General features: G+C 54.2%; 20 protein-coding genes and 3 pseudogenes. 17 read left to right on the forward strand and 6 right to left on the reverse strand.

Annotated elements, in window-relative coordinates:
- Nucleotides 1–16 precede the first annotated feature (16 nt).
- From A3OI_RS0102205 to A3OI_RS0102230, 5 genes and pseudogenes are all read left to right on the forward strand, one after another.
- Complete coding sequence (locus A3OI_RS0102205; RefSeq protein ID WP_018402719.1) at nucleotides 17–589, forward strand: acyl carrier protein phosphodiesterase; 573 nt, start codon at nucleotides 17–19, stop codon at nucleotides 587–589.
- A gap of 36 nt (nucleotides 590–625) precedes the next feature.
- Nucleotides 626–1,804 carry a CynX/NimT family MFS transporter gene (locus tag A3OI_RS0102210; RefSeq protein ID WP_018402720.1) on the forward strand — a complete coding sequence of 393 codons (1,179 nt, stop codon included), beginning with the start codon at nucleotides 626–628 and terminating at the stop codon, nucleotides 1,802–1,804.
- A gap of 124 nt (nucleotides 1,805–1,928) precedes the next feature.
- Nucleotides 1,929–2,591 carry a DUF4158 domain-containing protein gene (locus A3OI_RS23040; protein ID WP_018402721.1) on the forward strand — a complete coding sequence of 221 codons (663 nt, stop codon included), beginning with the start codon at nucleotides 1,929–1,931 and terminating at the stop codon, nucleotides 2,589–2,591.
- Between the two features lie 321 nt (nucleotides 2,592–2,912).
- Nucleotides 2,913–3,308: a Tn3 family transposase gene (locus A3OI_RS0102225; RefSeq protein WP_081622863.1), complete on the forward strand. Its 396-nt coding sequence runs from the start codon at nucleotides 2,913–2,915 to the stop codon at nucleotides 3,306–3,308.
- 209 nt (nucleotides 3,309–3,517) lie between these two features.
- Nucleotides 3,518–3,715, forward strand: a pseudogene (locus tag A3OI_RS0102230) (arsenical-resistance protein); the annotation flags it as partial.
- A gap of 69 nt (nucleotides 3,716–3,784) precedes the next feature.
- Here the strand turns inward: A3OI_RS0102230 and A3OI_RS0102235 are convergent.
- Genes A3OI_RS0102235 through A3OI_RS0102245 form a run of 3 tightly spaced genes read right to left on the reverse strand, consistent with a single transcriptional unit; the run spans nucleotide 3,785 to nucleotide 6,912 of the window.
- The gene (locus tag A3OI_RS0102235) at nucleotides 3,785–6,010 is read right to left on the reverse strand and encodes a PepSY domain-containing protein (RefSeq protein ID WP_018402725.1); all 2,226 of its coding nucleotides are present in this window, start codon (nucleotides 6,008–6,010) and stop codon (nucleotides 3,785–3,787) included.
- Between the two features lie 18 nt (nucleotides 6,011–6,028).
- Nucleotides 6,029–6,502 carry a DUF2271 domain-containing protein gene (locus A3OI_RS0102240; RefSeq protein WP_018402726.1) on the reverse strand — a complete coding sequence of 158 codons (474 nt, stop codon included), beginning with the start codon at nucleotides 6,500–6,502 and terminating at the stop codon, nucleotides 6,029–6,031.
- 17 nt (nucleotides 6,503–6,519) lie between these two features.
- Entirely contained in the window at nucleotides 6,520–6,912 is a 393-nt protein-coding gene (locus tag A3OI_RS0102245; RefSeq protein WP_018402727.1) for a PepSY domain-containing protein, read from the reverse strand.
- Nucleotides 6,913–7,052: 140 nt separating this feature from the next.
- Here A3OI_RS0102245 and A3OI_RS0102250 point away from each other — a divergent pair, with 140 nt between their 5' ends.
- From A3OI_RS0102250 to A3OI_RS0102290, 10 genes and pseudogenes are all read left to right on the forward strand, one after another.
- Complete coding sequence (locus A3OI_RS0102250; protein WP_018402728.1) at nucleotides 7,053–7,718, forward strand: response regulator; 666 nt, start codon at nucleotides 7,053–7,055, stop codon at nucleotides 7,716–7,718.
- The gene (locus A3OI_RS0102255) at nucleotides 7,708–9,036 is read left to right on the forward strand and encodes an ATP-binding protein (RefSeq protein WP_018402729.1); all 1,329 of its coding nucleotides are present in this window, start codon (nucleotides 7,708–7,710) and stop codon (nucleotides 9,034–9,036) included. Before A3OI_RS0102250 ends, A3OI_RS0102255 begins: the two co-directional genes overlap by 11 nt.
- A 142-nt stretch (nucleotides 9,037–9,178) precedes the next feature.
- On the forward strand, nucleotides 9,179–10,393 hold the full coding sequence (locus tag A3OI_RS0102260) for a ferredoxin reductase family protein (RefSeq protein ID WP_228702862.1): 1,215 nt from the start codon (nucleotides 9,179–9,181) through the stop codon (nucleotides 10,391–10,393).
- A gap of 134 nt (nucleotides 10,394–10,527) precedes the next feature.
- On the forward strand, nucleotides 10,528–10,866 hold the full coding sequence (locus A3OI_RS21450; protein ID WP_018402731.1) for a BON domain-containing protein: 339 nt from the start codon (nucleotides 10,528–10,530) through the stop codon (nucleotides 10,864–10,866).
- A 76-nt stretch (nucleotides 10,867–10,942) separates the two neighbouring features.
- Nucleotides 10,943–11,167, forward strand: a pseudogene (locus tag A3OI_RS21455) (VIT1/CCC1 transporter family protein); the annotation flags it as partial.
- A 25-nt stretch (nucleotides 11,168–11,192) separates the two neighbouring features.
- Nucleotides 11,193–11,756 carry a GtrA family protein gene (locus A3OI_RS0102270; protein WP_018402732.1) on the forward strand — a complete coding sequence of 188 codons (564 nt, stop codon included), beginning with the start codon at nucleotides 11,193–11,195 and terminating at the stop codon, nucleotides 11,754–11,756.
- Entirely contained in the window at nucleotides 11,740–12,780 is a 1,041-nt protein-coding gene (locus A3OI_RS0102275) for a glycosyltransferase family 2 protein (protein ID WP_018402733.1), read from the forward strand. Before A3OI_RS0102270 ends, A3OI_RS0102275 begins: the two co-directional genes overlap by 17 nt.
- Nucleotides 12,764–14,263: an ArnT family glycosyltransferase gene (locus A3OI_RS0102280; protein WP_018402734.1), complete on the forward strand. Its 1,500-nt coding sequence runs from the start codon at nucleotides 12,764–12,766 to the stop codon at nucleotides 14,261–14,263. The genes A3OI_RS0102275 and A3OI_RS0102280 overlap by 17 nt, the downstream gene beginning before the upstream one ends.
- Nucleotides 14,253–14,996, forward strand: coding sequence for a response regulator transcription factor (locus A3OI_RS0102285; protein ID WP_051078054.1), 744 nt, complete (start codon nucleotides 14,253–14,255; stop codon nucleotides 14,994–14,996). Before A3OI_RS0102280 ends, A3OI_RS0102285 begins: the two co-directional genes overlap by 11 nt.
- Nucleotides 14,993–16,282, forward strand: a complete 1,290-nt coding sequence (locus A3OI_RS0102290) for a sensor histidine kinase (RefSeq protein WP_018402736.1) — start codon at nucleotides 14,993–14,995, stop codon at nucleotides 16,280–16,282. The genes A3OI_RS0102285 and A3OI_RS0102290 overlap by 4 nt, the downstream gene beginning before the upstream one ends.
- 33 nt (nucleotides 16,283–16,315) lie before the next feature.
- Here the strand turns inward: A3OI_RS0102290 and A3OI_RS0102295 are convergent, their stop codons facing one another.
- The 3 genes and pseudogenes from A3OI_RS0102295 to A3OI_RS19100 all read right to left on the reverse strand — a co-directional run.
- Entirely contained in the window at nucleotides 16,316–16,552 is a 237-nt protein-coding gene (locus A3OI_RS0102295; RefSeq protein ID WP_018402737.1) for a hypothetical protein, read from the reverse strand.
- Nucleotides 16,552–17,616 carry an LTA synthase family protein gene (locus A3OI_RS19095; RefSeq protein ID WP_018402738.1) on the reverse strand — a complete coding sequence of 355 codons (1,065 nt, stop codon included), beginning with the start codon at nucleotides 17,614–17,616 and terminating at the stop codon, nucleotides 16,552–16,554. The genes A3OI_RS0102295 and A3OI_RS19095 overlap by 1 nt, the downstream gene beginning before the upstream one ends.
- Nucleotides 17,617–17,737: 121 nt before the next feature.
- Nucleotides 17,738–18,046: pseudogene (locus A3OI_RS19100) on the reverse strand (transposase); the annotation flags it as partial.
- Nucleotides 18,047–18,420: 374 nt separating this feature from the next.
- Between A3OI_RS19100 and A3OI_RS0102310 the strand changes: the two are divergent.
- Both A3OI_RS0102310 and grxD read left to right on the forward strand, forming a co-directional pair.
- Nucleotides 18,421–18,669 carry a BolA family protein gene (locus tag A3OI_RS0102310; protein WP_018402740.1) on the forward strand — a complete coding sequence of 83 codons (249 nt, stop codon included), beginning with the start codon at nucleotides 18,421–18,423 and terminating at the stop codon, nucleotides 18,667–18,669.
- Between the two features lie 17 nt (nucleotides 18,670–18,686).
- Complete coding sequence (gene grxD / locus A3OI_RS0102315) at nucleotides 18,687–19,004, forward strand: Grx4 family monothiol glutaredoxin (RefSeq protein WP_018402741.1); 318 nt, start codon at nucleotides 18,687–18,689, stop codon at nucleotides 19,002–19,004.
- The last annotated feature ends 49 nt before the right edge of the window (nucleotides 19,005–19,053 follow it).

A 19,053-nucleotide genomic window follows, 5' to 3' on the forward strand; every position in this document is an offset into this window, starting at 1 on the left:
CGACAGGACGCTTTCCTTGAATCATCTTGCCCACGTTTTTCTGGCCCCGGATTCTGCCGAATGTCGTGTTGGTAGCATTCTGGGCGACTTCAGCCGCGGCGTTGACCTATCTGCGTTACCGGGCAAAGTGCAGGAAGGTGTTCGCCATCATATAGCCGTTGACGTGTTCACGGACAGCCACGCCGAGGTGCTAGCCAGCAAACGTTTGTTTTCGCCCCAACGCAGGCGCTTTGCCGGGGTAGCCCTGGACGTACTTTACGATCATTACCTGCTGCGCCACTGGCAGAGTTTTAGCCCGGCGTCCCGCGATGCGTTTGTACACCGCGTGTATCAGGAGCTTCAGCATAACGAACACCTGATGCCAGCGCCCATGGTGAGGGTGACACGCCACATGGTGCGCCATGACTGGTTTGGTGCTTACCAGAATCTGGGCAGTATTGGCGACGCCCTGGACAGGGTGGCCGAGCGCATTCGTTTCCCCAATCAGTTTGCCGGCATTATTGATGAGATTCGCGCTAACGACGTTCAGCTGGAACAGCATTTTCTGAACTTTTTCCAAGAACTACAAAGATTTGCTAAGCAAACCTAATGTAGCTTCAACTCCTAGAATTGGATTCCCACCGCAATGAGCAGACTCGAAACCCGGCAAGCGGTACTCTCGTTTATCGGTCTGCTGCTGGTCGCCCTTAACCTGCGCCCAGCCCTGAGCAGTATCGGCCCTATGCTGCGCACGATCGGCGACAGTTTTACCTTGTCGTCTTCAGCACTGGGTATTCTGACGACTCTTCCAGTACTTTTTTTGGGACTGGCTGCACCGCTGGCGCCAAAGCTGACAAGCCGCCTGGGTATTGAAAGAACGGTTCTGGTTGTTCTGGTTATGTTGGCGCTTGCGCTGCTCGTGCGGCCCTATTCTGGCTTAGCGGGGCTGTTTACCGGTACAGCCATAGCCGGGGGCTGCATCGGTATTATTGGTGTGTTACTGCCGGGTATTGTGAAACGGGATTTCCCCAACCATGCGAGTTTAATGACTGGCATCTATACCGCGGCACTCTGCTCAGGTGCAGCCATTGCGGCGGGCACAACCGAACCCCTGCGGGAGCTGTTTCATCAGCAATGGCGTCCGGCACTGGCTTTCTGGCTGGTGCCCGCTGTTATTGCGTTTGTGGCCTGGTGGGTTCAGTTAAGTGATAAAAAGCTGGGCGTCAAACCGGGGAAAACCCGTGGAAAATCCATATACCGTGATCGACTGGCGTGGCAAATAGCTTTGTATATGGGTTTACAGTCGTCATTGGCGTATACCGTATTCGGCTGGCTGCCAACCATTTTACAAGACCGCGGCATCAGCGCCGTTGAAGCCGGCCTGGCGCTGTCTGTGTCTATTTTAGTGCAAGTGGTTAGCGCCATCGCAGCGCCTTTAATTGCCAGCCAAATGCGCGATCAGCGGGCGATGATTTCTCTGGTGATGTTGCTGGTTATCGCGGGCCTCGCCGGCTGTATTTACGGGCCAATGGATCAGATGTGGTTGTGGGTTGTGCTGTTGGGTCTTGGTCAGGGCGGCAGTTTTAGCCTGGCGCTTACCTTACTGGCGGTGCGAGCACGGGACGCAGAAGGCGCGGGGCGCCTTTCCGGCATGGCTCAAAGCCTTGGGTATATCATGGCGGCCTTTGGGCCACTGTTGGTTGGCGTGCTGCGCGATCTGTTCGGCGGCTGGCAGGCCGCCGGCGGATTTCTCATTGCGATCGGCATAGGTGCAGCGCTGGCAGGTCTGAAAGCCGGCCGCAATGCGTATGTTTTGGACGATTAGGAGGGTTGGCAAACAAACGTGAAAAATCCCCCAAAAACAGCCGTAAGCGGCTGAAATAAATGGTTTATAACACCTTTTTTGCTTCCAGTTGGAGTGCGTAGGTTGGCAGGATGCCCAGACGGCCTTGCGATACATTGAAGCCAAGTCACCGTTCGAGCAGGCACTGATGCAAATTCCAACCGAGGTCGCGCCTGCTGTCGGTCAACCACGCCTTGCGAGCACATCCGAACCGCGCCACCGGGCATTGACCGTTCAGCTAACCTTAGAGCCGCAACGTCCTCGCAGCCGGAAACACCACCAGGCCCGCACGGTGATCGAAACCCACTGCCTGAAACCGTTCGAGGTGCAACATCAAAACAATGGAAACTACCACATCCAGGTTCCTGCGACGTCGGATGACCAGCTGGACGAAATGATGGACGATTTGATTGATGAGATACACCGTATTGCGTCCGACAAAGCATGCTGGGTGGAGACACTGATCACGGACACGGCCTACCCACGGTTTCGGACGGATATCCCGCAACACGAACTTGATGCGGTTTACACGCCCACACCCAACGAGCAACGCTGGGCTCGTCGATGTGCCAAGCAACTTCAACATCGCTTCTTTTTACTATTGCACCTGAAGGCCTATCAGAAACAAGGCTTCTTCTCCGCAACGGTTGATTTGCCGTCCGATATCATCAATATCCTTCTGGAGGAGTTGGTGCGTCAGCGAACTCGCCGACGAAGCAAAAGCACTGATCAATGCTTTGCTGGTATCACCGCCGGGGATCGCACTTAGCGGCTGGCAACGTCTGAAGCGTGAAATTCGCAAGCCGACAAACAAGGAAATTCGATCTTACCTGCAACATCTCAGGTGGTTGAAGGGCATGGTCGAGCAATTGCCAGAGGTCAAATCAATCCCGGCAACTTGAAACCACTGCCCAGCAAAATCTCCTGACCTATCAAATGGAACAGACTCAGCGCACAGATCGACTGGTGTCCTGCTTTAAAGACGTGTTGACTGCAATGGAGGCCGAGCCAAATCCCTGGCAATCGCTTCAGGCCGTTGTCGGAGACAATCGCCAGGGGTGGCTGGACGAATGCGAGGAGCATCTGGCCTATGCGGGCAACAACTATCTGCCTTTTATGTTGCGACCGTTTCGCTCCAAACGCAGCCTGCTGTACAACTGCCGAGGGCATCATTACGGCCAACCTCCGGCACGAGCAGCAAAAGGTGGTGAAGTACAATCACCTGGTGGCGAACATGCTGATCTTACACAACGTCGAAGCCCTCAGCCGGGTGTTGCGCGAAATGGCAGCGGAAGGAATCGCCATCACGGAGGATGTCCTGAAAGCACTATCGCCGTACCGAACCCGCCATATCAATCGTTTCGGAGATTACACGTTGGACTTTAGACGCCCGGTAGGGCAACAGCTATTTGATTTGAAACTTGCTGAGCTTGCCCCTCAAGGAAAGCCCAAGGATCGGGCGAGGCCCGAAGATGAATCAGGATAAAAACCGTGGTCCAAAAATTTATATTTCAATAGGTTGGGAGCGTTTCTGGGGAATTTTTCACGTTTGTCTGCCAACCCTCATTAACGCTCGGAGATTATCCAAATCTTGCAAGCATTGCAAAGGTCGATCCAATTTCTGGTCAATGACTGTTGTGCAGGCCACCCGCAGGTCTGTGAGCCGCTGACATCCTCGCTGATCGCTTGCCCCGCCCAGTTGGAAGAATCGGCGCCAGTAATTTCTTCGAGCTGGCCGTGGCGGTCGCCATTGCGCTGTTTGGTTTGCAGTCCGGAGCGGCGCTGGCAACGGTGGTGGGTGTGCTGGTAGAGGTGCCCGTTATGCTGGCTCTGGTGCGCTTTGCCAACGCCACCCGCGGCCACTTTCCGGTGGCGCAAGAGGCTTCCCGTTAAGCCCTTGGTCATCAATGTGGTCGTCAAAAATACGGTGTGACGGAGCTGCAACTGCGTCTGCATTCCATGTCAGTAAACATCTTCCAGGTAGCGCCCTTCGGCTCTCAGCTCATCGACATCCATGTGCAAGGGTTTGAGGATGGAGTCAAACACCTGACCTACACCAGAAGCCATATCCCGGCCACCACATACCAGCACCTGGGCGCCTTTCTCAATCAATTGCCGCAACGCGGTTTCATCAGCCATGATGGCATCCTGAACATAGGCTTTTTCTGCTGATCGTGAAAACGCCGTATTCAGTCCGGTAAGACGGTGGTCATCCAGATAACCACCAAGTTCCGGCTGATAGAGAAAATCCGATTGCGGATTGCGTCCACCCCAGTATAGGTACATCGGACTAAGGTCAGTATTTTTTCGGATAAAGCCTGCCAGTGGGCCTATTCCTGCGCCGGCGCCCACGAGAATTATGGGCGTTGCACCGCCCGCCGGACGAAAGCCTGGGTTTTGCTGGATAAACCCGGTAATACGATCTCCCGGTTTGAGGCTGTGCAGATACCCTGAACACAGGCCATTGGTCTGTTTCCGGACGCAGATTTCCAACTGCCCATCCGAGGCCGAAGACGCCAGCGAATACAATCGGGCCGTGTTATCTCCGGGTGGCGCAACGCCAAACAAGTCACCCGCCTCGAAACTCGGCAGATGTGACCGGCTTCTGAAAGACAACACCTGCCATACATTTCTGCGATCTTGTACCGGCCTGAAACGCAATATGCTGGTAGGCGCGTTTACCGCAACGCCATAGTCTACGCGCTCAACAAGCTCGAATTCCGCAGTGGCGGCTGGCGCGGGATTATGGGTCAGCGCCAATGAGATGCCCATGTGCTCGCCGATAGCCTCGCCCCATTCACGAAACTGCATGGCGGAGCCGCGATCGATTCGTGTAACAAGGTCCATTTGCTGCAGGCCTTTACTACTGAGGGCAGCGTCTACATCCAGCGCATACTGACAGAATTTTGGGAACTGTTGGTCACCAAACCCGAGAACCACAAACTCCAATCCGTCATTCGCCTGAAAGTGTTCAAGTCGAGTCATGAACTGACTGGCGGAGGAGGGCGCGTCACCGTCACCGTAGGTTGATGTCAGAACAAAAAGCACCGAGGCCTGCGGGTAGCGTTTTGCCAGGTCATTCATCGGCGCGCAATGTACTTTCTTGCCGGCCTGATTGAGTTTGTTTTGAAGATCCCTGGCAAAACCCCAGGTGGTGTTGCCTTCCGAGCCCACCAGAATAACCACATCAGCCGATTCGATGCTGGCGCCTTTAGCGGGTCGCACGGATGATGAGCGTCGCTGCCACCAGATCTGCACTCCGGTAAACGACAGCGCGGGCACGGTCAACGCAGCTGCTCCGAGAACCAGCCCTAACCACCACAGGCCTTCACCCGTATGTAGACGAATCATCCAGTGCTGGAAATGGTTACCGGTCGGGCGGGGCTGGTACTGCAACAGTTCTCCGGTTGACTGATCAACGAACCCGGCACCTTGGGTGGTGTTCAGAGAGTAGACATCACTGGGGTCATCCGGATAAGGGAATACCAGCTCACGGAGCTCATTGGCATCCACGTTTTTTAGCGCGATCAAAGAGCTCACCGGTACCGGCGTGCCGCCTGAGACCTCCGCCGGATACGATGGCTCCGCATTGGCAGCCTCCGGCAGCAGGCCAAACCGCACCGCAGACATGTAGCTGCCGGTCAGTGCCGACAGCAACAAACCAATCACCGCAAACCGTGCCAGCTCGGCGTGAATCCGCGGGCTACCGGAACCTGCAATCGGCTTTAAAATGGCTTTCCAACCCCCCATACGTCGAGCCAGCAGAAACATGCCGGATAGGCAGATCAGCAGCATCATTACCGCCAAGCCGCCTGCAAGCAGTCGGCCTGCATCATCCAATAGAAATGAGCGGTGCAGGTTCTTTACCCAGCGCAAAAAGGCTGAGGGCTGATAAGGGGCAATACTCTCACCGGTCAGGGGGTTAACCAGGTCCGCGCCTGGCTGGCCGTCTCGGCTGTAATAGACGACAACTTCGCCTGAAAGAGAGCGTTGTATCTGCTCGGTGCCCGGATAATGCGCCACTACACGCTCAGACAGGTCAGCAACGCTGATTTCACCGGTCGGCGGGATGGCTGCGCCCGCCCGTTCAATGGCGGGTACAACGGACAAAACAACGCCCGTGGTCGCCAGCACCAAAAGCAGCAGTGCGGCGACCAATCCGGGCCAACCATGAAGCTTGCGTAGCATGAAGCTGGCTCCCGTCAGTTACTTGAGGTTATAAACAAAAGACTGGACGTAGCCACGGCCAGAAACCGACTTGCCAGAACCTTCCGTGGTCAGCGGGGCCACCACGTCTGAACGGTTGTCACGCATATCTTCAACGGCGGTATCTACACGAACCTGGTAACCGGAGTCGATGAGTGCGTCGTCAAGTTCCAGCGTCACGTTCAGGGAGCGCCCACTGGTCACACTGGCACCGGTCAGGCCATCGTATTCAGCCTGGCTCTCACCACTGCCCCGAGCCCAGTCACGCAGATGCTTGTAATACTTACTCTTCTGGCCAGCAATCCAGAGAGTCCCTTGGTATTGGCCATCCGCATCGGTGAGGTAGAGCGCAAGATAAGCTCCATCACCGCCGTAATTGCTCAGTTGTGTGGTGAAGGTGACTTCCCGGGCCTGTGCATATGCCGGCAGTGCCATGGCAGTCGCAAGCCCGAGTGCAAACAGAATGTTCTTCATGATGTAATCTCCTTTCACTATTCAACAGTCACTGTGGGTCGGCCTGTGATGATGCCCTTACGCGGAGCCTGCTCTTTGTTTATCGATTTGCTATCGTTCCCGGACTTGCCACGATAGTCGTCATCGTCATCGTCATCGTCATCGTCTTCCAGCTCCATTTCCCTCAGCTCAAAGGTCGCTGGCGAGTACTCGGCCTCCGCACGACGACCCTCCGGGTCCCGTCCTTTAACCTCGTAACAGCCGTCATCTACCTTAATGCGGAACACCTTCCAACCTTCCGCCTCAAGCTTCTGTCGCAGGTTCTCCCGTGGCTGCCATCCGGCAACCGGGTCATCGCAATCGTCGTCGGCCAAGGCGCTGCCGCTCATTAGCAGCAACGAAAAGGTGATAACAATGGGTTTTATATTCATGGCATGTCTCCCGTTGAGTCCGTTGAAGCCATCTTAAAGTTGCTACCTGACACTGGCCTGAACGGTAACAATGCTGCTTCAGGCTGCGGTCAGGTAACGGCTGTAGTATCTTTTGATCACGATCGAGGAAAGGGTGAAATATGCGGGTGCTTTTGGTTGAGGATACAATCGGGTTGGGGGAGGCCGTGCGGGATCAGATCAGCGACGATGGCCATGCCGTGGACTGGGTTCAGAGCCTCGGTTTTGCAGAGACGAGCGTGAAGACCACCTCCTATAATCTGATTTTGCTCGACCTGATGCTGCCAGACGGTCACGGTTTTGATTTTTTGAAAAAACTGAGGGCAACCGGTGACACAACCCCCGTGATCATTCTGACCGCCAGGGACCAAGTGTCAGACCGCATTGCAGGGCTGAATGCCGGTGCCGACGACTATCTGGTGAAGCCCTTTGACTTATCAGAGTTGTCTGCCCGGGTGGCCGCCGTGGCACGTCGTTATCGTGGTAACCCGAATCCTCTGGTGCGTGTTGGCAACCTTGAAGTGGATCTGGGTGACCACCGCATCAACCGCAACGGCCAGCCAGTAGAGCTTACTGCCCGTGAATGGGCGCTGTTTGAGGGGTTTTTGCAACGCCCGGGAATACTGCTATCGCGGGCTCAGCTTGAAGACCGGCTGTACGAATTCGGGGCTGAAATTGAAAGCAACACCATAGAGGTTTATATCAGCCGTATGCGCAAAAAACTGGGGCACGATGCCATAGTGACCGTCAGAGGGATGGGTTACAGGCTGGAACCAAATGAGCACTAAAACCAGCTTACACAAAACCCTCGGCACCTGGCTTACCCTTGGCGTAACCTTGCTCTGGCTGTTGGGTGTTATCGCGTCAGGCGTGGTGGCCCGGCACGAAATGAACGAGGTGTTCGACAGTGCATTGGAGGAAACAGCGCAGCGTATCCTGCCATTGGCGGTGACCGACATACTGAATCGTGAAGGGGACCCGGGTCTGGAGCGGGTATTGGCCCTGAAAGAGCACAGCGAGTATCTCACCTACCTGATTCGTAACAAGTCAGGCAAGTTGCTGCTGCAATCCCACGACGCGGACCCAAAAATTTTCGGCGCCATTCCGCGAGAAGGCTTCTCCCAAACGCTAACTCACCGGATATACGGGGAGTCAGCCATCAGCGAAACCCTGTACATTGAGGTTGCCGAACCTTTGGCTCACAGACGCGTAGCAGTGCTGGAAACGAGCCTTGCATTGCTCCTGCCCCTCATATTCTTAATTCCCATCAGCCTGGTCGGGGTGTGGTGGGTGATAAAACGTTCGCTTCGTCCGGTTGTACTATTGCAGCAGTCGATAGAAGTCCGTGGTGGTGGCGATCTTTCTCCCGTCGCAGTCGAGCGTTTGCCGGAAGAGTTTGAACCCATCATGATCTCGGTGAACCGGTTACTGGACCGCTTGCGCCGCGCCCTTGAAGCAGAGCGCAGTTTTACCGCCAACAGCGCCCATGAATTGCGAACCCCACTGGCAACGGCGCTGGCCAAGCTCCAGCGGTTAAAAACGGAAACGCAGGATGCAGGAGTTAAGGCACGAGCCAGCGAGATTGAAGAGTCTCTTCGCACGCTCTCCAGACTGTCAGAGAAGCTGCTGGAACTGGCGAAGGCTGAGGGTGGCAGTGCCCTATCGGAACAGGGTAATAACCTTGTGCCCATACTGCGGATGGTCGCCAGCGATTATGACCACCAGGCGCCCGGCCGACTCCTGCTCAACCTGCCTGATGATGACGTTACGTCATTACTCGACCTTGATGCCTTCGCCATTCTGGTTCGGAATCTGATCGAAAATGCCCTCAGGCATGGCGCGGCCGATCAACCAGTGAATATCAGCCTGACAGATGACGGTATCCTGCGAGTGGTCAATCGCGGTGAGGTTGTATCGCCGGAGAAGCTCTCCTTGTTGCGTAATCGCTTTGTCCGCTCCAACACAAAAGCAGTGGGCTCGGGCATCGGGCTTGCGATTGTTGAAGCCATCGCCAGCGGCGCGGGTATAACCCTGAACCTGCGGTCACCAGCCTCGGGCCAGAGCGACGGTTTTGAAGCCGAACTCAATATTGTTGTGGTCGAATGAAAGCCGGACGTTTAAGGCTGGTGTCAGGTTAACCCTGCACAATTCAAACAAACCCAGACGGAGTTTGTTTGTGCCCAACCTGCGTACCAGTATCGTCCTTTTTCTGCTTTTAGCGGTTCAGTTGAGTTTCTGGACTCCTGGGTTGAGTTATGAGCAATTTCTGACACTCAGTGGATACCTTGCCATCAACTTCATGTCCATCACTATGCTGCTGGCTACCCGCCCTGGGTGGCTGGAATCCCCGTTGGGTGGTCTGGACAGAATGTATCAGTTGCATAAATGGACCGGCATTCTGGCCGTCAGTTTTGCCCTGGCGCACTGGCTGATCGAAATGGCGGATGATGCTCTTGAAGCCCTGTTTGGCTCGGATCGCAGTTTGAAGGAAGCACACTTTTCGGGCTTGCTGGACAGTCTGCAGGATGGCGCTGAAGATCTGGGCGAACCCGGCCTGTATCTGCTGGTGTTTCTGGTTGTTATTACCCTGATTCGCTGGGTGCCCTACGGTTACTGGCGTTACCTGCACCGGGTGATGCCACTGATTTATCTGGCACTGGCCGCCCATGCACTATTGTTGGCTCCGCTGCTGTGGTGGCAACAACCCACCGGCTGGCTGATGGCGCTGTTAATAGTCGGTGGTGCCACCGCGAGCCTGCAATCACTGACTGGAAAAATCGGCAGGAGTCGCCGCTACAAGGGGCTGGTTCAGGCGGTCAAGCAGACCTCAGCGAACATCACGGAAGTTGTCTGTGACATGGGCAAGCGGTGGCCCGGGCATCGCGCCGGGCAATTCGCCCTGGTGACATTCGACCGGGTCGAAGGGGCACATCCTTTCAGCCTGTCTTGTGCTGACAATGCCACCGGTCAGCTCAGCTTTCAGATCAAGGCGTTAGGAGACTACACCCGCAAAATTCCGCAGCAGCTACACAGTGGCCAGGCGGTGACGCTCGAAGGCCCTTATGGTCGTTTTGATCTCGACAGCGGCAGAAAAAGCGCCCAGCAGATCTGGGTGGCGGGCGGCATCGGCATCACACCGTTTCTGGCAGTACTGGACAACCGACTGATAAATAAAGAAAAGAGACATCCAGCGGTGACACTCCACTACTGCACCGCCGGAGCCGTGAATGACCCAATGGTGACTCGTCTGCAACAACTGACAGAGCAACTTCCGGAAATATCACTGCACATCTACGACAGCCTGCAGGGGCAGCGATTGACCGCAAGCCAACTGCTGATCCATGCCCCCAAAGTGGACGTCTGGTTTTGCGGGCCGCAAGGCCTGGCAAAAGCCCTGCGAAGCGGACTCCAGCAACAGTCCGTGTCGGTACGCTTTCATCAGGAAATTTTTGAGTTTCGCTGAAATAGAGTTCGTCTTTCAGCCCCGGTCACTGAAGGGCTGATGGTGTTTGGCAACGCACAGGCCGGCGTCGCGTGTAGGCGCAGTCTGATAAATTATAAATTGGCGGAAACCCTGCCAGCAATGAGTGGACTAAAATGAGTCATTATCGTGGAACACAATTTTTTAGCATTGCCTTGTTCAGCCTTTTGCTGTTGACGGCTTGCAACAAGCCCCCTGGAAACTTCGAAGGTATACAGCAGAATATCTCGAACGCCGTCAACGTAGCGGATGCCGACGTGACGAAAAATGTCAAGATGGCGCTCGATGGTGATATTGCTATTAATGGCTTTGATATTAGCGTGACCACGCGGAAGGGTGATGTGCGCCTGGTGGGTGTCGTTGACACGCAGACGCAAATCGATGCTGCTGTGAAGCTGGCGCAGGGGGCGGACGGCGCCCACACCATCAATAATGAATTGACCGTCAAGAATTGAGCCTGCTGCGGACTATTCTCTTTAAAGGAATTGTCTACAGCGTCGTTCTCTATAACCTGAGTGATTGGTGAAGCCTATGAGCCATATTGAAATCCATCGATTACATCGCGTAGGTTGGCTACGCGCTGCAGTCCTCGGTGCCAACGACGGAATAGTGTCTACAGCGAGCCTTATTATTGGTGTTGCTGCGGCCAGCAGCGCTCATGAAGGTATTCTGCTAGCAGGACTTGCTGGTTTAGTTGCAGGCGCTATGTCTATGGCTGCGGGTGAGTACGTGTCCGTCAGCTCTCAGTCTGATACTGGAGTTGCATGAGGCCTCAGGGAAGATGGCTGCGGATCATCAAACATCCCAGTTTAAAAAATCTTCTGAGATAGACCGCAATCTGTCAAGTTTTGACATTTTCCTGATGAAACCTCCACAAAGCCATGACATGGGGTGGGCTATCGTAGGCTCTCAATGTCAGGTCGACTTTTTTAGTCGCCAAAGTGGTGGTTTCATCATGAGTATATCTTTACCTCGCCAACTGCAAGGTTTCATAACGGCCGGCGGCCTTGCCACGCTTTTTCACTGGCTTGTTATGGCTGCGCTGATCGCCGCCGGGCTTGATCCAGTGCTGGCAACCGCAAGCGGAAGCGTATCTGGAGCGGTATTAAACTACGGTTTACAGCGGCGTCTTGCGTTTCGTAATGCCGGTCCTCATAAGTTCACTCTATGGCGCTATGTCGGCGCCTGTTTTGTCGCCTGGCTCTGTAATCTCGTTTTTTTCTTCCTGCTCAATAACGTTCTGACACTTCCTGTCACGCTTTCACAAGTCGTTACTACAGGCCTTGTTGCCGCACTGAATTACATCGTCTACCAAAGGCTGGTTTTCCATGAACAAACGCTTTGAATTCAACGCTTTACCGTTTGATGGTCCGTTTGACAAGCAGCTGCTATCACTGGTGGTGCCGCTATTCAATGAGCGCCCGATGCTGCCCATCTTCTTTGACCGGGTTCTAACAGTGCTTGCCACACTGGACCTGCGCTGGGAAATCGTGCTGGTTGATGACGGCAGTGACGATGGCAGTGCCCAGTACATTCGCAGTGTTATCGATCGAACGCCGGGCGTCCGTCTGATCAAACTAAGCCGCAATTTTGGCAAGGAAGCTGCGATGACGGCGGGGCTGGAACACGCCAGGGGCGATGCGGTGATCGTGCTGGACGCTGATCTGCAAGATCCGCCGGAGCAAATTCCGGCTATGGTCGAATGCTGGCAATCTGGTGTTGACGTTGTTCTGATGCAGCGTCGTTCACGGGCAGGCGAAACCGTGTTCAAACGCTGGAGTGCACATCTTTTTTACCGTTTGCTGAACCGAACCAGTCGGACGAATATTCCAGTGGATACCGGCGATTTCCGATTGATGAGCCGCAAAGCCGTTAGCGCTCTGTTGGTGCTGACGGAGCGCAATCGTTATATGAAAGGGTTGTTTGCCTGGATTGGCATGCCCACTCAGGTGATCCAGTACGACCGTGAACCGCGAGTGGCCGGGGAGACGAAGTGGGATTACCCCGGGCTGGTAGGCCTGGCTCTTGAAGGGCTGACCTCGTTTTCTATTTCACCATTGCGCTGGGCGACCGTGATCGGGCTCATTGCCGCCAGTATGGGCGCGGTCTTCGGACTGTGGATCGTGGTTAAGGCCATCATGCTGGGCGATGCGACCAGCGGTTACCCCTCGCTTGTGGCGCTCATCAGCTTTTTGGGGGGCATTCAGCTGATGAGCGTAGGCATCGTGGGCGAATACGTCGGCAAGACCTATATGGAGTCAAAGCAGCGACCGATTTACCTGACCGAAGACGTGGTCGAAAGCCGCGATGGTCTGCGACAACAGGCTAAGCAAAAAATGACGGAGACGCGTCATGTCAAAGCGGTTTAACGTTTGGCTGCTGATACTGGCTGCAATAATGGTCAGTCGCTTCATCGGCATGGCGCTGTTTCCCTTTGCCGACACCACCGAGCCCCGTTACGCCGAGATTGCCCGCCTGATGGCCGAAACCGGTGATTGGATTACACCCTGGTTTGAGCCCGGCGTTCCTTTTTGGGGTAAGCCGCCTTTGTCATTCTGGGCTCAGGCGGCGGCCATCAAGGTGTTTGGTGTGTCGGAGTTTTCGCTGCGCTTTCCCTCCTGGCTGGCAACGCTTGCCATGGTCTGGCTGGTCTGGCGACTGGCGCGGCAACTTTGGAGTGTTCAGGTGGCTCAATGGAGCAGTCTGGTCTTTGCCACCATGGCCCTGACTTACATCAGCGCCGGCGCGGTGATGACAGACGCCTTTCTAGCCCTGGGCACAACCCTCACGTTAGTCAGTTTCTGTTTGGTGATGATGGGGGAAAGCGATCGGTGGCGCTGGATTTTCTTTGTTGGCTTGGTGATCGGGCTGCTGTCCAAGGGGCCTTTGGCCGTGGTGCTGATCGGAATTCCCATCGTGCTGTGGTTGCTGCTCTCATGGCGCGAAGCCGCCAACAATCTGAGGCGACTGCCCTGGTTGCGAGGAACACTGATGACGGTCGTGCTGGTCTGCCCGTGGTACATACTGGCTGAGTTAAAGACGCCCGGATTTATGGATTACTTTATCATTGGGGAACATATTCGTCGGTTTCTGGATCCGGGGTGGGCGGGTGACCTTTACGGTAGCGCCCATAATCAGCCAAAAGGCATGATCTGGATGTTCTGGTTGTGGGCCTCGTTCCCCTGGGGCATAGTTGCGGTGCTGAGCTTGGCACTGGCGTGGTTCAGGGGCAAAAGACACGGCATCGTAAGCAAGATACTATCGAACCCGGGCGTTAGCTTTTTGCTGGTAAGCGCACTGGCACCGATGCTATTTTTCACGCTCGCAGGTAATACACTCTGGACTTATATCCTGCCTTCGCTGCCGTTTACCGCCATTTTGATCGGCCGCTGGGTGTCAGAATGTAAGCCTTTCTGGTTATCTTCCGTGCGTGGTGGCTTGGTCGCGCTTGTGCCTGTCTTACTGACCGGATTTGTGTGTGCCGCCGTCGTGGGCTGGACACCGCTCAAAACAGAGAAGGAACTGGTAAGCTATTATCAGGAAATCAGGGAAGCCGATGACAGTCCGCTGATCTATCTGAATGACCTGCCATTTTCAGCCAGATTTTACTCAGGTGGAACGGCTCTGGAAGTCACGAGGGACGGTTTGGATAACTTGCCCGGCACTCGTGCATTTCAAAATCTGTATATTGCTGTGCCCCGAAAATGGTCAAGCGACAAAGTGGCTGGTTTATTACCGTCCGCTAGAAAGGTTATGGAAAATTTTCGCTATCAACTGTTGGTCGTTGAGGGATTATCCAGTGATCAACAACCGGTGTCTGACACCAACGGAGTTCGCTCGAATGACATCTAGCCAGGTCTCTCTCAAACCCCCTTTCCAATCCCCTCTCAGACTATTGGTTGTGGAAGATCAGGTGGATCTTGCAGAAAACCTGTTCGAGTTTTTGGGCGAAGACCGCTATACCCTGGACTTCGCCGCTGACGGTTTGACGGCATTGCATCTGCTGGCCACGCAAAGTTATGACGTTATCGTACTCGACCTGATGCTACCCGGCGTCAACGGTTATGATATTTGCCGGCGTATCCGTCAAGACCTGCAGTGCCAGACCCCAGTCATTTTGATGACGGCACTCAGCGCCCTTAGCGACAAGGAAAAAGGGTTTGATTGCGGTGCCGACGATTACCTGGTGAAACCGTTTGAATTGCGCGAGTTACAGCTAAGAATTGAAGCTCTGCATCGACGCCATTCGCCGCAAAGGCCGGTTTTAACGGCCGGCGATATAAGGTTCGATCCAGGTACGCTGGAAGTGGAGCTGCGCGGATCAAAAACGACTTTGTCTGGCACACCAGCCCGTCTGTTTGAATTGCTGGTGCGGGCGTACCCGAGCTTTCTCAGTCACGAGGCGTTAACCGATGCGGTATGGGGCGCTCATCATGGAGAAACCGAAGGCAACAGTCTTCGCACTCATATCTATACGCTTCGAAAATCCTTGCAGTCAGGCTTGGGCAATGGGCTGGTAAAAACAATTCATGGGCGGGGGTACAGCCTGGAAGTGCCAGCAACAGGGAATCCTGAGACGCCATGAAGTCGTCTTTGACCGCACGCCTGGCGCGAACGCTTTTTTTTCTGATTGCCGCCACCACAGCGACGTCGATGTTTATTGTCGAACTGTTTGTTAATGACGTTGAGGACACCATTCTGGGTTTGGAGCTCAAGGCTGAAGCCGAGTATTTCACGGAGCAACTTCAGCAAGGGCGTTTTCAGACCATTAAAACGGCGCAGCTTGTGGCCGTTTTTCTACCAGAAGGCCAGGCAGACGCAGTGATGCCGGAATATTTCCGGAGCCTTTCCTTGCCGTTTTCCCAAGAAATCGAAGTAGGGCAGACAACTCTGCTGATTTACGGCCGGCAGCTTGAAGCGCCTTCAGGCAAGCTCTTTCTGGCCAAAGATATCACCATCATGGAGAATCGTGAGAGTTTGGTTCTGCTGGTCCTGGTGGGTGTGGCGGGTTTAATGCTCCTTATCGGCTTTTTCGTTGCCCGCACAGGAGCGCAGTACCTGATACGTCCTTTCAGAAAGTTAACCCACGAAGTACTGAACACAGTGCCCGGATCCTCGATGGAGCAAATCGCCACGGATTACCGTGATCAGGAGTTTTGCGATATTGCCGAGGCGTTTAACCGTTTTCTATCTGCGCTTGAACATCATATCGAGCGGGAAAAATCTTTTGTGAAGCTGGCCAGCCATGAACTGCGTACGCCTCTGGCGGTGATGAGCGGTGCCTTGAATGTATTGGAACAACGCCAAAGCTTGTCGGCGCCTGATCAGAAAACCCTTGCCCGTATTCGTCGAGCCATGCAAACCATGCGCGACGATACCGACGTACTGCTTGAGCTTGCCCGCAGTGAGGCGTCCGAAGGCGACGCCAGAACCATTGTGCTGCAGGACATCATTCAAAGCACCATTGATGACCTGGAACATGGAAATCCGGCTCACGCCGGGCGAATCACTGTCTGCAACAATAACCTTGACCTGAGAGTCAAAACCCATCCCGCTCTGGTGCGAATGTTGGTCCGTAACCTGTTGCAGAATGCGCTAAGGCACACTCATGCCGGGGTGGAGGTTCGCATGATCGAAAACAGAATCTCGGTGCGAGACTTCGGCCCCGGGCTTCCTAGTAAAATAACGGAGCACTTGAGCGCTACCGGAGCTCCCAGTGCCATTACCTCCACGGCCGAAGAGTTCAGTAACACAACCTTTGGGTTGCTGATCGTGCGGTTGGTTTGTGAACGACTGGGCTGGAATCTGGAGATCGCACAGTCAGACAACAAGGGAACGGAGTTCCTGATACACGTTCACAATCGTGCCTGACAGGCACGGCTCGCTGCACAGTAATCCATTAATCTAGCGGCCCGGGTCAGGCTGGCCAGGTAGCCCATAGGCCTTCTCCTGATACAGTTCCAGAGGAAGAAGTGCGTGGGCCAACGCTTTTCTTACGGCAATTTCTTCGGGTGCATCTTCCAGATATTGGGTGCTCCTGGCTTCCCGTGAATAGATTCCTGCCAACGGCTTTTGATCGGGGCGTAATACTGTCACGTTGTAGCGGTCGTCCATCCACGCGTAATAATCGTTGAATTGCATCACCGCCCGACCGGGCTGGTCTGAACGGACCTTGTGCCAGTTGCGTATAAATTCTCGAACCACCAACCGGATTCTTTCAAGGCTTCCAGGCGAGGAGTAACCGGAGTGCCACCAAGCGATTCAACAAAGGTCGCACCCAGGCTTTCCTCAAGAACGATCACTAAATTAAGAGGGCGCGGTTTCTGTTGCACAGGGGTTTGATGGTGCAGGGTCGGAAACTGACGGGAGGTAAAGTCTGAGCCACTGAGCCAGGGCGCGCTCTTGACCTCTGCCAGCATGTCAGCCATTTCCATATCGCCATAACGGGCACTCGCGTCTGCTTCATGCTTGAGGTTGTAGATCGCAAACGCCACGGACCAGGTAGAGTTGATAATCAGCGAGTTCACGAGTGCGTCGGAGGTCAACGCAAACATCGCCGGATTGGCAGGGCGGTGGCCAGTGGTGGAGCGAATGCTCATAAATACGGCGAGAACGACGATTGGCCATACCAGAATCGCTCTGCCATAGCGGCCTGGCGTGGCCTCTCGTAACCAAGGCCGCATTAACCAGGCGAAAACAGCGGTCAGTGAAACGCAAAGAAAGACACCCGTGGCCACGGTTGGCAAATAGCCTTCCCAAAGCATGCTCAGCACTTCCTTGGGATAATTCAGATATTCGATAAACAGACGGTTGGGCCGAGTATCGTATTCAGTGATGAAGGTTGGCGTTGACAGCTCCATGAACAGAAACCCGAAAATGACAACCAGCGCCCACAGCCCTGTCACACGCTTCCAGGCAGTCCAGCTGAAACGATGGCCCAGAATCGGCAGGAGCAAAACCAGCGGTGCTACGGCCATGCCAGCCATGATCAGGTCGACCCTTAAGCCATGGAAAAATATGCTGGGCCATACGGACGTCTCCACAACCCGGTCAAACTGCCACGCCACCAACAACGCCCGGGAAAGACCTCCGATCAACAGTATTGCGAAAAACAGCATTAATATCGGAGCGTAGGCACCGGCCCAGCTGAAACAGCGATACGCGCGGTCGGGCATTGAGTGATTTTTGGAGGAAACAGAGACCATGACCGTACTCTCATTGGTGAATCTCGCTCAGGCAGCTGGAACGGTTGCACAAGGCGACAGATTAACGGGAGTACAGAATAGGGAAGGTGTCTGCTTGAAAAGTTCAATGTATAGGTCTGACCCCAATATTTCGCTGATGAGCCTTGACGTAACTGCCGTCAATGAACATCCACTCCGTATCAGGATCAGAAGTCAGGCTCTGAAACAGCTTTAGCCATATGCCATTTTTAGACCACTGATTGAACTTCTTATAAACCGAATTCCATTTACCGAACGCCTCTGGAAGGTCTCTCCATGGGCATCCAACCCGAATCCTGAAGAGTACGCCTTCGACCGCCATTCTCAGGCCAGGCTTGTCATATATAGTAAACTGACGCATTATTTCTCTGTGTTTCGACCAGAGCTCGTCACTGAGCATTGTTCGGGGCATTGTAGGCTCGTGTATTGTTTTGTTGGAAATTCAGTATACGAGCTTACATCATTAAATACATGGGCTTACGCTATCTTCGCCAGATTCTTTCAGCAATTGTCAACAGGCCCTAGGGTTTCGATGTTTTTTATTGTCTGTGAAGCCGTACCCCGGGTCGTGCCATGGAAAGTGTCGAAGGCGGATGGCGTTCGCGATACGCCCCAAGTGATAGACCAAATCTGCGATCGCACGACTGTCTATATTCAACCCCTTTCGTTATGTTTTGAAAGTCGCGTTTTTAAACTATCTTGACAATATTATAGTTTCGGAACGATACTATAATCCTGCCGTATTGGTGAAGGTCATGAGGCCTTGGTAACCCTTGGGAGGACAGAATGCTGACAGCGAATAATTTAAGAGACTACATCATGAGTGGCCTGACCTGCGATCATGTGGAAGTGCAGGGCGACGACGGCCAGCACTTCGAAGCGGTCATCGTGAGCCAGCAATTTGCCGGGAAAAATAAGATACAGCAGCATCAACTGGTTTATCTGGCACTCGGAGATCGGATGCGCTCGGAGATTCACGCGCTGGCCATGCGCACTTTTACGCCCCAAGCCTGGGCGCGACCAGCCACCAAATAACGTCGGAGAAATGAAAAATGAACGTACAGGAAAAAATTCTCAGTCAGGTCACAACTGATACCGTTGTGCTCTACATGAAAGGCAACCCCCAGTCTCCGCTGTGTGGTTTTTCTGATACGACTGTGCAGGTATTAAATGCTTGCGGCGTGCAGGATTTTGCTGCTGTCGATGTGCTAGCCGATCCGGAAATCCGCGATGGCATCAAGGTGTACAGCAACTGGCCGACCATTCCTCAGCTTTACATCAAGGGCGAGTTTGTCGGTGGTGCCGATATTGTGCGTGAAATGTATGAGCAAGGTGAACTGCAGAAATTGCTCCAATCAGCGCTGGATTGATGACATTGAAACCGGTGAGGGGCGGGCTTCCAACGATGCAAAGCTTGAC

The organism is Marinobacter gelidimuriae, from assembly GCF_000372805.1.
GTDB classification, from domain to species: domain Bacteria; phylum Pseudomonadota; class Gammaproteobacteria; order Pseudomonadales; family Oleiphilaceae; genus Marinobacter; species Marinobacter gelidimuriae.

Coding starts and splice junctions, on each gene's coding strand:
- A3OI_RS0102210 (WP_018402720.1), top strand. CDS start 626: ATGAGCAGACTCGAAACCCGGCAAGCGGTACTCTCGTTTATCGGTCTG.
- A3OI_RS0102225 (WP_081622863.1), top strand. CDS start 2,913: ATGCGGGCAACAACTATCTGCCTTTTATGTTGCGACCGTTTCGCTCCA.
- A3OI_RS0102235 (WP_018402725.1), bottom strand. CDS start 6,010: ATGCTACGCAAGCTTCATGGTTGGCCCGGATTGGTCGCCGCACTGCTG.
- A3OI_RS0102240 (WP_018402726.1), bottom strand. CDS start 6,502: ATGAAGAACATTCTGTTTGCACTCGGGCTTGCGACTGCCATGGCACTG.
- A3OI_RS0102245 (WP_018402727.1), bottom strand. CDS start 6,912: ATGAATATAAAACCCATTGTTATCACCTTTTCGTTGCTGCTAATGAGC.
- A3OI_RS0102250 (WP_018402728.1), top strand. CDS start 7,053: ATGCGGGTGCTTTTGGTTGAGGATACAATCGGGTTGGGGGAGGCCGTG.
- A3OI_RS0102255 (WP_018402729.1), top strand. CDS start 7,708: ATGAGCACTAAAACCAGCTTACACAAAACCCTCGGCACCTGGCTTACC.
- A3OI_RS21450 (WP_018402731.1), top strand. CDS start 10,528: ATGAGTCATTATCGTGGAACACAATTTTTTAGCATTGCCTTGTTCAGC.
- A3OI_RS0102270 (WP_018402732.1), top strand. CDS start 11,193: ATGGCTGCGGATCATCAAACATCCCAGTTTAAAAAATCTTCTGAGATA.
- A3OI_RS0102275 (WP_018402733.1), top strand. CDS start 11,740: ATGAACAAACGCTTTGAATTCAACGCTTTACCGTTTGATGGTCCGTTT.
- A3OI_RS0102280 (WP_018402734.1), top strand. CDS start 12,764: ATGTCAAAGCGGTTTAACGTTTGGCTGCTGATACTGGCTGCAATAATG.
- A3OI_RS0102285 (WP_051078054.1), top strand. CDS start 14,253: ATGACATCTAGCCAGGTCTCTCTCAAACCCCCTTTCCAATCCCCTCTC.
- A3OI_RS0102290 (WP_018402736.1), top strand. CDS start 14,993: ATGAAGTCGTCTTTGACCGCACGCCTGGCGCGAACGCTTTTTTTTCTG.
- A3OI_RS0102295 (WP_018402737.1), bottom strand. CDS start 16,552: ATGCAATTCAACGATTATTACGCGTGGATGGACGACCGCTACAACGTG.
- A3OI_RS19095 (WP_018402738.1), bottom strand. CDS start 17,616: ATGGTCTCTGTTTCCTCCAAAAATCACTCAATGCCCGACCGCGCGTAT.
- A3OI_RS0102310 (WP_018402740.1), top strand. CDS start 18,421: ATGCTGACAGCGAATAATTTAAGAGACTACATCATGAGTGGCCTGACC.
- grxD (WP_018402741.1), top strand. CDS start 18,687: ATGAACGTACAGGAAAAAATTCTCAGTCAGGTCACAACTGATACCGTT.